Raw genomic sequence first — 14,053 nt, 5'->3', positions numbered from 1 at the left:
TTCACCATCGCGAGGGGGCACTGTGTCATACGTGGACGACCGCATCGGTCTCGCTGCCGACTGGTTCGGCAGGAATCTGGTCCAGCACGACGACGGGTATGCGGGCTGGGGTTGGTCCACCGACGTGCCGCCCAATCCGCAGGACACCGCCGAGGTTGTGTGCGCGTTGTCCCGCGTGAACCGGCCCGTGCCGGCAGCGACAGCGGTGCTGGCACTGGTGCGGCGCGACGTGGTCCGGCACAGCACTCGCGGCGAGTGGGAGTTCCGTGCGTCCGTGGACGCGGCTTGGCGGTTGCGGGCTCTGCGGTGCTTCGGGGTGGCCGCTGCGGACGCCGATCTGGTGGCCTGCCGCAACGCTTTGCTCGCCGCCCAGGACGCCGACACGGGTGGTTGGTCGCTGGCCGACGGTGTCTCCGCGGTCTCGGTGACGGCTACGACCGCGGCGATCCGGGCATTGGTGGAGGTGTCCGCGTCCGACGACGAGGCCGCGCGTGCTGCGCTGCGCGGCACCACCTTTCTGGTGTCCGCGATGCTCGCCGAGGACCCGCGGGTCGACCCGAACTACGCGGCGGCGCAGATCGCGAGTTTGCTGGCGGTACCGGAGATCGCGGTGCTCGGCGGCAGCCGGGTGCGCCGCGCCCATGAGTTGGCGACTGAAAGGGTGCTCAGCGCGCTGGACACCAGCCTCGGCAAGCTCGAGGAAGAACAGATACGCCGCGGCAGCGTGGCACAGACCTGGCATCACGCTACGTTGCAGCTGTCGGTCGCGGCGCTGGCGACCTCGGGCGACCGCTGGATCTTCCACCCGACCTTCCGCAGGGCATTCATCGAGTTGCTCGACTACCAGCAGTTGTCGCCGATCCATCGAGATCGTGGTGGATTCCGCACGTCGCGCGAAGGCTTCATGACTTCGTACGCGACCGCGCAGGCCGTCCACGCACTCGCCCAGGTGCGGTCCGAGGTCGGCGAGTGGGTCAACCCGGCAAAGGTATTCGACATGCTGTGCCGGCGTGAAGGTGTCCACCACACCGATCCGCAGGAGGTCCTCCCGGTCGGTAGCGCGCCGATGGTCATGAACAGTTCCGCAGGAGCAGCGTTCTTGGCGATGGGCGCCGCATCCGGTGCCACCATCGTCACTCTGGCCTTGTTCTTCGCCGAACGGTTGGGGGAGATCGCCAGTCGGGCGCTGGTGTCCTGGGGGACGATCTCGTCTTCCTCGGGATCTATGGTTTCGCGGCCACCCGGTTGAACTCGATCCCGAAAGGGAGAGTCGGCGCGGTTGTCTTCGCCGCGTTTACGGCGATCGTCTTTCCCGTCGTCGCTTTTCTGCTCGCGTAGGCGGGTCGCCCCGGCACCGGGCATGAAAAACGCCCCGAGACCGAGCGGTCCCGGGGCAGAGTCGGTGCTGGGATCAGCCCGCGGCCGTGTCGGGGATGCGGACGGAGACGGTTTCGGGGCGGCTGCCGCTCGGGACGCCCTTCTTCAGGCTGTGGGCGTAGACGTCGACGTATTCCTGGCCGGTGAGCCGCATGAGCTCGTACATGACCTCGTCGGTGACGGCGCGTTCGACGAAGCGGTTGCCGCCCATGCCCTCGTAGCGGGAGAAGTCGATGGGCTCGCCGAATTTGACGGTCACCTTCCTGCGGCGCCAGCGGAACGGTCCGGGCGGGCTGACCTCGTCGGTGCCGATCACGGCGACCGGGATGACGGGCACGCCGGTCTCCAGTGCCAGGCGGGCCAGACCGGTCTTGCCCTTGTACAGGCGGCCGTCGGGGGAGCGGGTGCCCTCGGGGTAGAGGCCGACCAGGCGGCCCTGATCGAGCAGCTTGCGGGCGGCGTTCAGCGCGTCCTCGGCAGCGTCGGCGCCGCTGCGGTCGATCGGGTATTGACCCGTCGCGCTGAAGAAGAACTTCTGGAACCGGCCCTTGATGCCCGGGGTGGTGAAGTACTCGGCCTTGGCGAGGTAGTTGATCCGCCGCGGGCTCAGCAGCGGAGCGAACAACCAGTCGGCGAAGGATAGGTGATTACCCGCCATGATGGCCGGCCCGTCCGCCGGAATGTTCTCCACACCTTCGACCGTCGGCCGATTGTAGAGATGAATGAACGGTCCCAGCAGCACGAACTTCAGCAGCCAGTAGAACATGACGTCCTTCCCCCGGGACCGGGATAGTAGCGGGCACCTGCGTCAATTCCCGACTTTACCGCCGGTGCAAGATCACATCCAACCGCAGCGGCGAATCTCACCACACTTCGGCCCCTACGCCGACCGATGGCGAGGGTCGGCGTGTCGCCGCAGCCGACCGGGTTCGGGGGGCTCCGCGTCAACGGCTGGTCCGCGCGATCCGCGCGGACTTGCGTGCCCCGGTGGGCAGGGCCGTTCTGGCGAGGTCGGCGGCGCCGATCATGCCCGCGGCCTCACCCAGCTGAGTGGTCCGGATGCGGGCCAGCGGCCGGTGTCCGGCACCGGTGATCGCGCGCGCGTACTCCTCGCGCGCCTCGTCCAAGAACAGCGGCGCCGAACTGCTGACACCGCCCGCGATGACCACCAGATCGGGATCGAAGATATCGCTGACGAACGCCAGCCCGAGCCCCAGCCAGCGCGCGAAGTCGGCCATCACCCGCGTCGCGAGCGGGTCGCCGTCCTGCGCCGCGCCCGCGACCCGCCGCCCGGTCAGCGACCCCGGATCACGCGCCACATCCCTGGCCAGCACGGAACGCACCGGATCACTGGCCAGCATCTCGATCGCGGTGTCGGCCAGCGCTGTTCCGCTGCAATAGCGCTCCCAGCACCCGTGCTTGCCGCACGGACAGGCCCGTCCTTGCGGAACCACCTGCAGATGACCGAGTTCCGGCGCGACGCCGTGCGTCCCGCGATACAGCTGGCCGTCGATCAGCAGGGCGGCGCCGATGCCGGTGCCGATCGCGACGAGCACCACGTTGTGCCCGCCCGCGGCGGCGCCGAACCGGTATTCGGCCCACATCGCCGCGTTGGCGTCGTGCTCCAGGATCACCGGCAGTTCCAGCCGTTCGGAGAGGCGCTGCGCGACCGGGGCGTCCTGCCAGGGCAGGTGCGGGGCGAACCGCACCGTGGAGCGATCACCGCTGATGAACCCGGCCACCGCCAAGCCGACCGCGCCGATGGAATGCCTGCCGGACAGATCGCGCACGGCCCGGTCCAGCGCGTCCTCCAGCGCCCGCGCGGATTGCGGCGTCGGCGCCTGGACCGTGTCGAGCACCTCGCCGCTGTCATCGATCACCGACGCCCGAATGTTGGTGCCGCCGACATCGATTCCGACGGTCAACGGTCGCGTACCGGCCATCTGGTGCGTCATACCTTGATCGTCACGGGAATGTCGACATACCGCGGGCGCTCGTCGTCCCCGGTAGGACCGTGACGATGCGGCGCACCGGTTTCCGGATCGGCGTCGGTGGGCATGACCGGTTCGACCGGCACCCCGGCCAGCGCCTCGCGCAGCACGGTGACGATCGCGGTGCCGTGATCGGCGACCGCGGCCAGTACTTCGTGATGCTCTCCGCGCACCAGCGCCGCCGCCGCGCACACCGGGCACCAGCTGCAACTGGACCACTCGACCTGTCCGTCGGCGGCGCGCCGCAGCACCGGCTCGACCCGTTCCAGCACCGCTTCGGCAAGCAGCTTCAATTCCTCGGCGAACTCGGCGACACCGTCCGCGTGTCCGCCCGCCGCGTCGCCCTTGGGCGGGTGCGGATCACCGGTCATGGTCGTGACTTTCGGACGCGTGCGCCCAGACCAGCGGATCCGGCCGGAACCGGACCACCAGGAATCCGTCGTCGAGCTCGGCGCCCTCGACCGTGCACCGCCGCAATACCGGAGCCAGGCGCACCCGGCGCCGGACCCCGTCCGCTCCCACGATCAAATCGTCCTCCACTCGGCCAAGGCGCAACGTGGCGGCGTCGACCACCGGCAGGTGCATGCGCAGCGCGTACACCGCCTGCAACCCGGTGCCGGATTCCCGGAGAACCAGCGGTTCGCCGGAACTCGCGTCGACCTCCGTCTGATTGTCGCTCAGCATAAGCGCAGCGTCGCCGGTATCGCCCGCCGAGTCCGTCGCGTACGACAGCGCGGCCAGCGAGTTCGGCCCGATCGGCTCGGGACCGGTGTGCTGCGCGATCACCACCGGAATACCCCGCATCTTGCTCCGCAACTCGGCGATGACGTCCGATTGCTCGCCGCGCCGATCCGAATACCACTGCACCGCCGGATGTCCGGCTCCGGCGGGCTCGCCGGACGGTGCGAGGTCGGGCAGCACCTTGTTCACCACCACGGCATCCAGCCGCAGGCCGAGCAGCGCCGCGGCGGAACGCACCCGCTCCGATTCGGCCACCGCCACCCGCTCGGCGACCGTGATCAGCCGCGCGCCCGTGCGCCGGTGGTCGGCGAGCAGGTCGCGAACCTCCGTGACCGCGTTGACGATCCGTTCCACCGTCGCGGCGAGCACCGCGCGGCGCAGGTCGGTGCCGATGGCGCTCATCGCCCGCGCGTGCGGCGGCCACATCCGCTCCACGTAGCCGAGCAGGGTGCCGGGCGCGGTGACGATGCGCAGCATGTCCGCCGAGGGCGGGCAGTCGACGACGATGAGATCCCAGTCGTCCTCCGCGGCGAACTGGGTGATCTCCACCAGCATCAGCAGTTCCTGCACACCGGGCAATCCGGTCAGTTCGGCCGGGTCCAGCGCCGCGAGATCGAAACCGTGCTCGTGCCCGCGGCCGGTGGAGACCATCCGCACCACGTCCCGGAACCGGTCCTCGAGCAGCGCGAGCGAGTCCACTTCGATCACGTCCAGACCGGGCAGCACGGTGGCGATGCCGGGCACTGCGCCCGGGTCGTGCGGGAAATGGAAGCCCAGCGCGTCGCCCAGCGAATGCGCCTGGTCGAGCGAAGCGACCAGCACGCGACGGCCCGCGGTGGCCTCGGCCATGGCGGTGGCGCACGCGAGCGTGGTCTTGCCTACCCCACCCTTGCCGATGAACAGCTCGACCCGGGTCTTGCGGGCGGTCAGCCTTCGACCCGTTTCTTCAGTTCCTTCAGCGCGGTGTCGGTGATCACTTTCTCGGCCTTGCGCTTGAACATGCCGATCATCGGGATGTTCAGGTCGACGGTCAGCGTGTAGACCACCTCGGTACCGCCGCCGGGCCGATCGATCAGCTCGTAGGTACCGTTCTGCGCCTTCTGCAGGTCGCCGCTGAGCAACCGCCAGCTGACCGCCTTGCGGTCGGCGCGCCACTCATACGACAGCACATAGGTGTCCTTGACCACCCCGGCGTCCAGCACGAATCGCGCGGTCTTCGCCAAACCGTCCGGTCCCGCCTCCAGCACCTCGACCGACTTCGCCGCCGAAACCCACTCCGGGTAGGACTCCAGATCGGCGATAACGGACATCACCTGCTGCGACGGGGCCTCGATGACGATCGATCTCTGGGTCCTGTCGGCCATGCGGACAGCGGTTCCTTTCAGCGTCGGTGCTGGTAGATCACGCCAGAGGCGCGGGAGCGACACCGGCGGGCCGATCGGCCTCCAGCCGGGATTTCAGTTCGAAGGCCATGTTCCTGCCCGCGACGCGGCGCGCCCGGTTCGCTGCGGCGAGCTTGCCCACGGGCAACGCGGGTTGCGGCTCGGCGTGCAGGAAGTAGTGCAGGATCACCCCGTCGAGCGAGGGCTCCAGCCACACCTCCATGGTCCCGGATAGCGCCCCTGCCACCGACCAGCGGATTCCCTTCTCACCGCGCTCCTCGCGGACCTCCAGAACCAGGTCCGGCCACCAGCGGCGCCACTGGTTCGGCGCGGCCAGCAGGTCGGCCACGGCGGCCCCTGGTGCGGCGACGAAGGTCTGATCTGCGACCTGGATACTGCTCACTCCGCTGAGCGTAGTAGATGCGACGCGGATCACCGCAGCAGCTGCCGCAGGCGCGCGCCCAAGCTGTCCCAGCGCCACTGCTGCTCGACGAACGCACGCCCCGCCGCGCCCATCCGCGCGGCGGCCTCCCGATCGGACAGGATCGCCACCAGCGCGTCCGCGATCTGCCGCACGGACCGGCCGTCCACCACGCGACCGGTCTTGCCCTCGATCACCGTTTCCGGCGCGCCGCCGGAATTGCCCGCCACCACCGGAACGCCGGACGCGGACGCCTCCAGATAGACGATGCCGAGACCCTCCACGTCCAGGCCCGCGCCCCTGGTCCGGCAGGGCATCGCGAAGACGTCGGCCAGCGTGTGATGCGCGGCCAGCTCACCGGACGGGACGCGGCCGGTGAACACCACGTCGTCACCGACGCCCGCGGCGACCGCCAAGGCGCGCAGCTTGTCCTCGAAGGGGCCGCCGCCCGCGATCACCAGCACCGCGCCATCGACCCGCTCGCGGATCTCCCGCATGGCGAGGATCAGCGCGTCCTGTCCCTTCCTCGGCACCAGGCGGGACAGGCACAGAATGGTCGGACGATCACCGAGACCATAACGGTCACGCAGCTCGGCACGTGCGGCCGGATCCGGACGGAACAACTCGGTGTCCACGCCGGGCGGCAGATACTCCAGCGCCGCGTTCGCCCCGAACGCGGACGCGAACCGGCGGCGGGTGTAACGGCTCACATAGGTGACCACGTCGGTGTGCTCGCCGATGGCACGCAGCGCCTGCCTGGCGCCCGGCAGCATCGACCAGCCGACCTCGTGACCGTGGGTACTGGCCAGAATGCGTTCGGCGCCCGCGCGGCGCAGCGCGGGCGACATCAGCGCCAGCGGCGCCGCAGCACCGAACCACACCGTGTCGCACTTCTCGCTGCGCAGCAGGCGCGTGGCCCGGCGCAGCACCAGCGGAGTCGGCAGCATCAGCGTGGTGGGGTGGCGAACCACCTGGAACTTCTGCTTGGCATCGAACTTCAGATGGCTGTCACCACGCCAGCGCGGAGCGTAGACCACCAGGTCATCCGGTGGCAGCTCACCGGCCAGAGCCTGCAGATACGACTGGATACCGCCCGGCCGCGGCGGGAAATCATTGGTAACCAGCAAAGTTCGGGCCATGCGCAACAAAATACTGGGTTGGATTTGCCGCGACTTCGTCGCGGCGGGTTCGCGGCCCCCTGGTGGCTCGCGTTTGCGCGGCCGCCGCTTGCTCCTTCGTCGCTTGCGCGGCGGCCGCGCAAACGCGAGCCGGGCCGCGAACGGCGGATGCTCGGTCTCGCTTCGCTCGAAAGTCGTGGTTGGGGTGCGCGGGGCGCGTCGGCACTGAGGGTGGGGCGTCGTGGACGCGGCTGTGGGTGGGTGGTCGTCGAATCGGTCGGTGATTGTGTGGATTCTCGCCGCACGCGGTGACTGCTCGGATGTGGGTTGGGAGTGCCAGTACGGCCGTTGGTGCGAGCGGGCGATGTGGGTGCGGGGGATGCCCGCACCGGCGAGCGTGTTCGGGTGGCACCACTACGAACGCGCATCGCTGGTGGGGCGCTCGGTCACAGTCTTTCGATGATGGTGGCGTTGGCCAGACCGCCTGCCTCGCACATGGTTTGTAGGCCGTAGCGGGCGCCGCGGTCCTGCATGGCGTGTACCAGCGTGGTCATCAGGCGGGCGCCGGACGCGCCGAGGGGGTGGCCGATGGCGATGGCGCCGCCGTTGACGTTGACCTTCGCCAGGTCCGCTCCGGTGTCCTGTGCCCAGGCCAGTACCACCGGCGAGAAGGCCTCGTTGATCTCGATCAGGTCGATGTCGGACAGTTGCAGACCGGCGCGGCGCAGAACCTTCCTGGTCGCGGGGATCACCGCGGTCAGCATCAGCAGCGGGTCGTCACCGGCCACCGCGAAGCTGTGCAGCCGGGCCAGCGGACGCAAGCCGAGTTCCTTCGCGCGCTCGTTGGTCATGATGAGCACCGCCGCGCTGCCGTCGCTGACCTGGCTGGCGGTCGCCGCCGTGATCGCCCAGCCGATCTGCGGGAAGCGGGCGGCCATGGCCGGGTCGTAATAGGCGGGACGGAGGCCGGCCAAGGTCTCCAGTGTGCTGCCGACCCGGATGCCCTCGTCGGTGGCGAGTCCGTTGATCGGCGCCAGCTCCCTGGCGAACGAGCCGTTCTTGGTGGCGAGCGCGGCCTTCTCGTGGCTGGCGAGCGCGAATTCGTCCAGTTGGGTGCGGGTCAGGCCCCACTTGGCCGCGATCAGCTCGGCGCTGATGCCCTGCGACACCAGGCCGTCCGGGTACCGCTCGGCGAAGCCGACGCCGGAGATGTCGTCGGAGCCGACCAGATTGGCCCCCATCGGAATCCGGCCCATCGACTCCACGCCCGCGGCGACCACGATGTCGTAGGCGCCGGCGATCACGCCTTGCGCGGCGAAGTGGATGGCCTGCTGGCTGCTGCCGCACTGCCGGTCGACGGTGGTGGCCGGGACGGATTCGGGGTATCCGGCGGCCAGCGCGGCCCGCCTGGTCATATTCGCGCCCTGCTCGCCGAATTGGGTGACGACGCCGCCGATCACGTCATCGATGAGGGCCGGATCGATGCCGCTGCGGTCCACCACCTCGCGCAGGCTGTGGGCGAGCAGATCCACCGCGTTGACATCGTGCAGTGCGCCGTTGGGCTTGCCTTTGCCGATCGGGGTGCGAACCGCTTCGACAATCACCGCGTCTCTCATGGTGTTTCCTTCCGGACCGAGAGCCCGACCGCCATGCCTGGCTCTATCAACACATAGTCAGAATACCTCTGGCAATAGTTAAGACAAGTCAGCATCGGTATGATGTTCGCCATGGCAGCAGTGATGGAAGGACCGTTGGCCGATCTCAGCGCGTGGAAGGCCGAGGAGTGCTCGATCGCGAAGGCGATGGATATCGTCGGCACGCGCTCGGCGGTGCTCATCCTGCGCGAGGCGTACTACGGCACCCGGCGGTTCGACGGGTTCGCCAGCCGGGTCGGCATCACCGACGCGGCGGCCGCCGCACAGTTGCGCAAGCTCACCGAGGCGGGCTTGCTGGCGAAACAGCCGTACCAGGAGGAAGGCAAGCGCACCAGGCACGAATACGTGCTCACCCGGATGGGACGGGATCTGCTGCCCGCGGTGCTCGCACTCATGCAGTGGGGCGACGCCTACCTGCAATCGGGGCCCGCCCCGCTGCTCTTGGTCGAGGAGGCGACCGGCGCCCCGGTGCGGGTGCAGGTGCGCAGCGCGTCGGGCCGCGAGATCGAACTGGAGGAGCTGGGCGTGCGGCTCAACGAGGAGTACGCGCACCAGCTGCGCGAACGCCGCCGCTCGGACGCGACCAGCTGATCACACCGGCCAGTTCACGGCTCGGCGCCGGACGAGCGAGCTGGCGGACTCGATCTACCCTGCGGGTATGCGGCCGGGCGAGTTCGCGCGGACTGGAGCGCACCGGCCCTACGGGTGGGCGGCCGGGCCGGCTCGTGGCGGACTCGATCGCACCAGGCCCCGCATGGTCGCCGGACGGGCGGCTCGTGCGGACTGGCTCGCAGCCGACGCCATCGCACCGGCCCGCTCATGGTCACCGGACGAGCGGGCCGTGGCGAGTCAGTTGAGCCTGCGCCCCTCGGTGTCGAAGAAGTAGACGTGCTCGGCGTCGGTGGCCAGCCGCAGCCGCGTGCCCTTCGCCGGCGGATTGCGCCAGTCCGCGCGCGCCACAATGGTTTCCCCGGCGCCGTCGGTCGGGCCCTCGGCGATGGTGCGGCCGTAGATGTAGGCGTCGGAACCGAGTTCCTCCACCACGTCGACTTCCATTTCGATGCCGGAGCCATTGCCCAGCTCGAAGTGCTCGGGCCGGATGCCGACCGTCACGGTGGTCCCGGCCGCGTCCGCGACCGTCCGCGGCAGCGCGAGCGCGTGCCCGCCCAGCTCCACCCGGCCGTCGGTGACGGGGAGGGTGAACAGGTTCATGGCCGGTGAGCCCATGAACCCCGCGACGAACACGTTGGCCGGATCGCGGTAGAGGTCGCGCGGCGTGGCGCACTGTTGCAGCAGACCGTCCTTCAGCACCGCGACGCGATCACCCATGGTCATCGCCTCGACCTGGTCGTGGGTGACGTACACCGTCGTGGTGGCGAGCCTGCGCTGCAATTGGGCGATCTGCGTGCGGGTCTGCACGCGCAGCTTGGCGTCCAGGTTGGACAGCGGCTCGTCCATCAGGAACACCTGGGGCTGGCGCACGATGGCGCGGCCCATCGCGACCCGCTGACGCTGACCGCCGGACAGCGCCTTCGGTTTGCGATCCAGGTAGGGCTCCAAGTCGAGCAGCTTGGCCGCCTCCAGGACCCGCTTCTGCTGCTCCGCCTTGGCGACCTTGGCCAGCTTCAGCGCGAAGCCCATGTTCTCCGCGACGGTCATGTGCGGGTAGAGCGCGTAGTTCTGGAACACCATGGCGATATCGCGTTCCTTCGGCTCGGCGTGCGTCACGTCCTTGTCGCCGATCAGGATGCGGCCGCCGTTGACCTCTTCCAGCCCGGCGAGCATGCGCAGCGAGGTCGATTTCCCGCAGCCGGACGGGCCGACCAGCACGAGGAACTCGCCGTCCTCGATCTCCAGATTCAACCGATCCACCGCGGGCGTGGCGGAGCCGGAGTAGAGCCGCGTCGCGTTGTCGAAGGTCACCGTGGCCATAGCGAATGCACATCCCATCCCGGCAGGAACGTGCCGGACGATCCGAGTAAGGGTTGAGCGGCGATCCTATCGGGCCGGGCGGCTCGCGGCCACGTCAGCGTGTTCCAGCCTCGAAGAACGCGCGCGGGACGGCCACGAGCATGGCGTCGATCTGCTCCTGGGCGACGCCGCGTTCGAGCACGTAGGGGAACACGTCGTCGAACAGGTGGGTGTAGTGCCACTGCGGCAGGGCGGCCATGGCGGCCGGCTCGATCCAGTCCAGGTAACAGCTCGCGTCCTGGGAGAGCACCATCCGGTCGGTGTAGCCGCGGCGCACCATCTCGATCAGGGTGTCGGCGCGGGCTTCGAAGGTGGTGTCGAGGTTGATGCCGAAGCGGTCCATGCCGAGTACGAAGCCCGCGTCGGCCAGTTCGGCGAGGTGGTCGCAATCGGTGGTGTCGCCGCTGTGACCGAGCACGATGCGGCCGGGATCGACGCCTTCCTCGTCGCACATCACGCGCTTGACGTCGAACCCGCTGCGGGACTCCGGATGCGTGTGCACCGTGATCGGGACGCCGGTCTCGAGATGGGCTTTCGCGACCGCGCGCATCACCCGCTCGACGCCAGGGGTCAGCCCGGGCCGGTCGATCGCGCACTTCAGCATGCCCGCCTTCACGCCGGTGCCCGCGATGCCGTCGCGGATGTCGCCGACGAACATGTCGACCATCGGGTCGGGGACCTCGGCGCCGACGATCTCGTTCAGGGCAGGCCCGCGATAGTGGAAGAAGAACGGGACATCGCCGTAGGTGTAGACGCCGGTGGCGACCACCAGGTTCAGCGGCACTTGCTCGGCGATCCGCTGAATCCGTGGGATATAGCGGCCCAGCCCGACCACCGTCAGGTCGACCACCGTGCGCACACCCGCGTCGTAGGCGACGCGCAACCGCCGTACGGCGTCGGCGATGCGTTCCTCTTCGGAACCCCATTCGGCCGGATAGTTCTGCTGGATATCCCCCGTGAGCACGAAAACGTGCTCGTGCATCAGTGTCACTCCGATTTCAGCGGTGTCGATCGGGCCGCGCGCGGTTTCCAGCTGTGACACAGCGGTTTCTCCTCATCCGAGCTGCACATTCGGGGGGAATGCTACGAACCGGGAGAGGCGGCGGACCATATTCGGCGACGCCGAAACTTCGTACAACTTTCGTGCGGAGCGCACAACGGCAGCTCCGGGTCGCTCAGGCGGACGGGACCGGTCGCAGCACCGCGGGCCCCAGCCAGCGCGCGGCCTGCAACGCCAGGTGCAGGTGCAGCGTGCGGTCGTGATCGTTGAAGTCGTGGCCGATCAGGTCGAGCGCCCGCCCCACCCGGTACTGAACGGTGTTGCGGTGCACGGCCAATTCCTGCGCGGCCGCGGCGTAACCGCGGTTGTTGGACAGGAAGACGCGCAGAGTTTCGCGCAACCAGAGATTGCGCTGGTTGTCGGTGGCGAGCTCACCCAGGTAGTCGGCCACGTACTGGCGCAGTTCCTCGATGTCACCGCCGAGCAGCGCGATGGCCGCCACCTGGTCGTACGACACCGCCCTCGGCGCGTCCGGGCCGGCGAGCAGCACGAGTTCGCGTACCCGGTCGGCGCGGCGCAGGCTGCGACGGAAACCGGCGACGCCGGCGCCGCACCCGCCGATCGCGACCCGGACCGGCAAGGACATCGCCGACAGCGCTCGCTCGACGGCGTCGACATCGATCGTGGTGTCACGGGAGATCGAGAACCACAGCCGGACTTCGCGTTCGTCGGTCGGCACCAGCAACGCCCTGCGCGGATTGCCGAACAGCGGAATCAGGGCCGTGCGAACGGCATCCAGGATTTCCACCGCGGCCCGCGCCGAGATCTGCGGATCGGTCCAGGCATTCACCGCGACATGGCGACCGGTCAGGGGATAGCGCAGCACCCGCTCGGCCTGGCCGATGTCGTCGGCCGTGCCGTCGAGCACCCGTGCCACCCATTCCTGCCGCAGTCCGCTGCGACTGCCCACCCACCGGTCGCGTTCCCGCTCGTAGGCGACACCGACGTGCTCGCACACCCGGTCGATGTACACGGCGCTGCGATTGACCATCCGGATGATGGCCGCCGAGCTGGCGGAACCGCCCAGTTCCACGGCATAGCGCATCGCGATGTCGAGGAAACCGGCGTGCCCAACGCGGTACGCGCGAATCAGCGCCGACAGCGGGACGTCGCGCTGGGCGAGCGTGCGCGCGTACACCAGCGCACGGGCCGGGGCGTGCACGTCGTGCTCGGCGGCGTCGTTCTGCACGAAGTCGAGCACCGCCATCAGGTTGTCGGTGGTGCCCGCTTCGAACAGGCCACGCAGCCGGGCGTCCAGGTCGAGCGCGGTCACCTGCGCGCGCATGACCGCCGACAGCTCGGTGATCAGCTGATCGCGATCGCGCAGGATCGCCGAGACGACCGTGCGAACCACCTCGTCGTCGCCGTCGGACACACCGGCACCTCCCTCCGCCAGCTCGGCACGCGTCCCCAACCTAGGCTGCCTGCGGGCATCCGGTCGCGCCGGTAGCCTCGGGGCGGGGGCAGGCCGAGCGACGAGGAGCATGCCATGAGCCGTCCAGTTCGTATCGGGGTTCAGCTGCAACCGCAGCACGCACCGGAATACGGGCTCATCCGCGACGCGGTGCTGCGTTGCGAGGACGCGGGTGTCGACATCGTGTTCAACTGGGACCACTTCTACCCGCTCACCGGGGATCCCGACGGTGCGCACTTCGAGTGCTGGACGATGCTGGGCGCGTTCGCCGAGCAGACCGAGCGGGTGGAGATCGGCGCGCTGGTCGCCGGCGGCGGTTACCGCAATCCGGACCTGCTGGCCGACATGGCGCGCACCGTCGACCACATCAGCGGCGGCCGGCTCATTCTCGGCATCGGCGCGGGCTGGTTCCAGAAGGACTACGACGAGTACGGCTACGACTTCGGCACCCCGGGCAGCAGGCTCGAGCTGCTGAAGGAGAACCTGGCCCGGATCAGCGCCCGGCTGCCGAAGCTCAATCCGCGCCCGACCCGCGACCTGCCGATCCTGATCGGCGGGGGCGGCGAGAAGAAGACGCTGCGGCTGGTCGCCCAGTACGCCGACATGTGGCACACCTTCGCCGACCTGGACGTGCTCGCGCACAAGAACAGGGTGCTCGCCGAGCACTGCGCCGCCGTCGGCACCGACCAGGCGCGCATCGAGCGCTCGGTGCAGTGGCCGGGCTCGGCGAAGGCGTCCGCGTTCGTGGAGGCGGGCGTGACGACCTTCACCGTCGGGGTCAGCGGGCCGGACTACGACCTGAGCGAGGTGGTGAAGGCGGTCCGGTGGCGGGACGAGGTCAATCCGGAACCGGTCAGCGGGCTGGCGTAGGCCGGATTGCCCGGCGGCTGTCGCCCCAGTTCGGATCAGGCTGATCGGAATCT

General features: G+C 69.3%; 14 protein-coding genes. 3 read left to right on the top strand and 11 right to left on the bottom strand.

Annotated features, from left to right (window positions below):
* Positions 1–31: 31 nt before the first annotated feature.
* Entirely contained in the window at positions 32–1,249 is a 1,218-nt protein-coding gene (locus tag HOV91_RS12715) for a prenyltransferase/squalene oxidase repeat-containing protein (protein WP_174185580.1), read from the top strand.
* Positions 1,250–1,411: 162 nt separating this feature from the next.
* Here the strand turns inward: HOV91_RS12715 and HOV91_RS12710 are convergent, their stop codons facing one another.
* From HOV91_RS12710 to HOV91_RS12675, 8 genes are all read right to left on the bottom strand, one after another.
* The gene (locus HOV91_RS12710) at positions 1,412–2,143 is read right to left on the bottom strand and encodes a lysophospholipid acyltransferase family protein (protein WP_174185579.1); all 732 of its coding nucleotides are present in this window, start codon (positions 2,141–2,143) and stop codon (positions 1,412–1,414) included.
* A 178-nt stretch (positions 2,144–2,321) separates the two neighbouring features.
* Positions 2,322–3,332, bottom strand: coding sequence for an ROK family protein (locus HOV91_RS12705; RefSeq protein WP_174185578.1), 1,011 nt, complete (start codon positions 3,330–3,332; stop codon positions 2,322–2,324).
* Complete coding sequence (locus HOV91_RS12700; protein ID WP_174185577.1) at positions 3,329–3,739, bottom strand: hypothetical protein; 411 nt, start codon at positions 3,737–3,739, stop codon at positions 3,329–3,331. Before HOV91_RS12700 ends, HOV91_RS12705 begins: the two co-directional genes overlap by 4 nt.
* Entirely contained in the window at positions 3,729–5,012 is a 1,284-nt protein-coding gene (locus HOV91_RS12695; protein WP_174185614.1) for an ArsA family ATPase, read from the bottom strand. Before HOV91_RS12695 ends, HOV91_RS12700 begins: the two co-directional genes overlap by 11 nt.
* A gap of 23 nt (positions 5,013–5,035) precedes the next feature.
* Positions 5,036–5,473 (bottom strand): SRPBCC family protein, encoded by a 438-nt coding sequence (locus tag HOV91_RS12690; RefSeq protein WP_174185576.1) that lies wholly within the window; start codon positions 5,471–5,473, stop codon positions 5,036–5,038.
* Between the two features lie 37 nt (positions 5,474–5,510).
* The gene (locus HOV91_RS12685) at positions 5,511–5,894 is read right to left on the bottom strand and encodes a polyketide cyclase / dehydrase and lipid transport (protein WP_174185575.1); all 384 of its coding nucleotides are present in this window, start codon (positions 5,892–5,894) and stop codon (positions 5,511–5,513) included.
* 29 nt (positions 5,895–5,923) lie between these two features.
* Positions 5,924–7,051: a glycosyltransferase family 4 protein gene (locus HOV91_RS12680; protein ID WP_174185574.1), complete on the bottom strand. Its 1,128-nt coding sequence runs from the start codon at positions 7,049–7,051 to the stop codon at positions 5,924–5,926.
* Positions 7,052–7,476: 425 nt separating this feature from the next.
* The gene (locus tag HOV91_RS12675) at positions 7,477–8,646 is read right to left on the bottom strand and encodes a thiolase family protein (protein ID WP_174185573.1); all 1,170 of its coding nucleotides are present in this window, start codon (positions 8,644–8,646) and stop codon (positions 7,477–7,479) included.
* Positions 8,647–8,745: 99 nt separating this feature from the next.
* Between HOV91_RS12675 and HOV91_RS12670 the strand changes: the two genes are divergently transcribed.
* Positions 8,746–9,276: a winged helix-turn-helix transcriptional regulator gene (locus HOV91_RS12670; RefSeq protein WP_174185572.1), complete on the top strand. Its 531-nt coding sequence runs from the start codon at positions 8,746–8,748 to the stop codon at positions 9,274–9,276.
* 258 nt (positions 9,277–9,534) lie between these two features.
* Here the strand turns inward: HOV91_RS12670 and HOV91_RS12665 are convergent, their stop codons facing one another.
* The 3 genes from HOV91_RS12665 to HOV91_RS12655 form a co-directional block, all read right to left on the bottom strand.
* Positions 9,535–10,617, bottom strand: a complete 1,083-nt coding sequence (locus HOV91_RS12665; protein WP_174185571.1) for an ABC transporter ATP-binding protein — start codon at positions 10,615–10,617, stop codon at positions 9,535–9,537.
* A gap of 94 nt (positions 10,618–10,711) precedes the next feature.
* Entirely contained in the window at positions 10,712–11,698 is a 987-nt protein-coding gene (locus tag HOV91_RS12660) for a phosphotriesterase family protein (RefSeq protein ID WP_174185570.1), read from the bottom strand.
* Positions 11,699–11,831: 133 nt separating this feature from the next.
* On the bottom strand, positions 11,832–13,091 hold the full coding sequence (locus tag HOV91_RS12655) for a PucR family transcriptional regulator (RefSeq protein ID WP_174185569.1): 1,260 nt from the start codon (positions 13,089–13,091) through the stop codon (positions 11,832–11,834).
* A 114-nt stretch (positions 13,092–13,205) separates the two neighbouring features.
* Between HOV91_RS12655 and HOV91_RS12650 the strand changes: the two genes are divergently transcribed.
* Positions 13,206–14,000 (top strand): LLM class F420-dependent oxidoreductase, encoded by a 795-nt coding sequence (locus tag HOV91_RS12650; protein WP_174185568.1) that lies wholly within the window; start codon positions 13,206–13,208, stop codon positions 13,998–14,000.
* Positions 14,001–14,053 lie beyond the last annotated feature (53 nt).

Origin of the sequence: Nocardia barduliensis, from assembly GCF_013315795.1 — a bacterium.
In the GTDB taxonomy this organism is placed as follows: Bacteria; Actinomycetota; Actinomycetes; order Mycobacteriales; family Mycobacteriaceae; genus Nocardia; species Nocardia barduliensis.
This window is presented reverse-complemented; position numbering and strand designations above follow the sequence as displayed.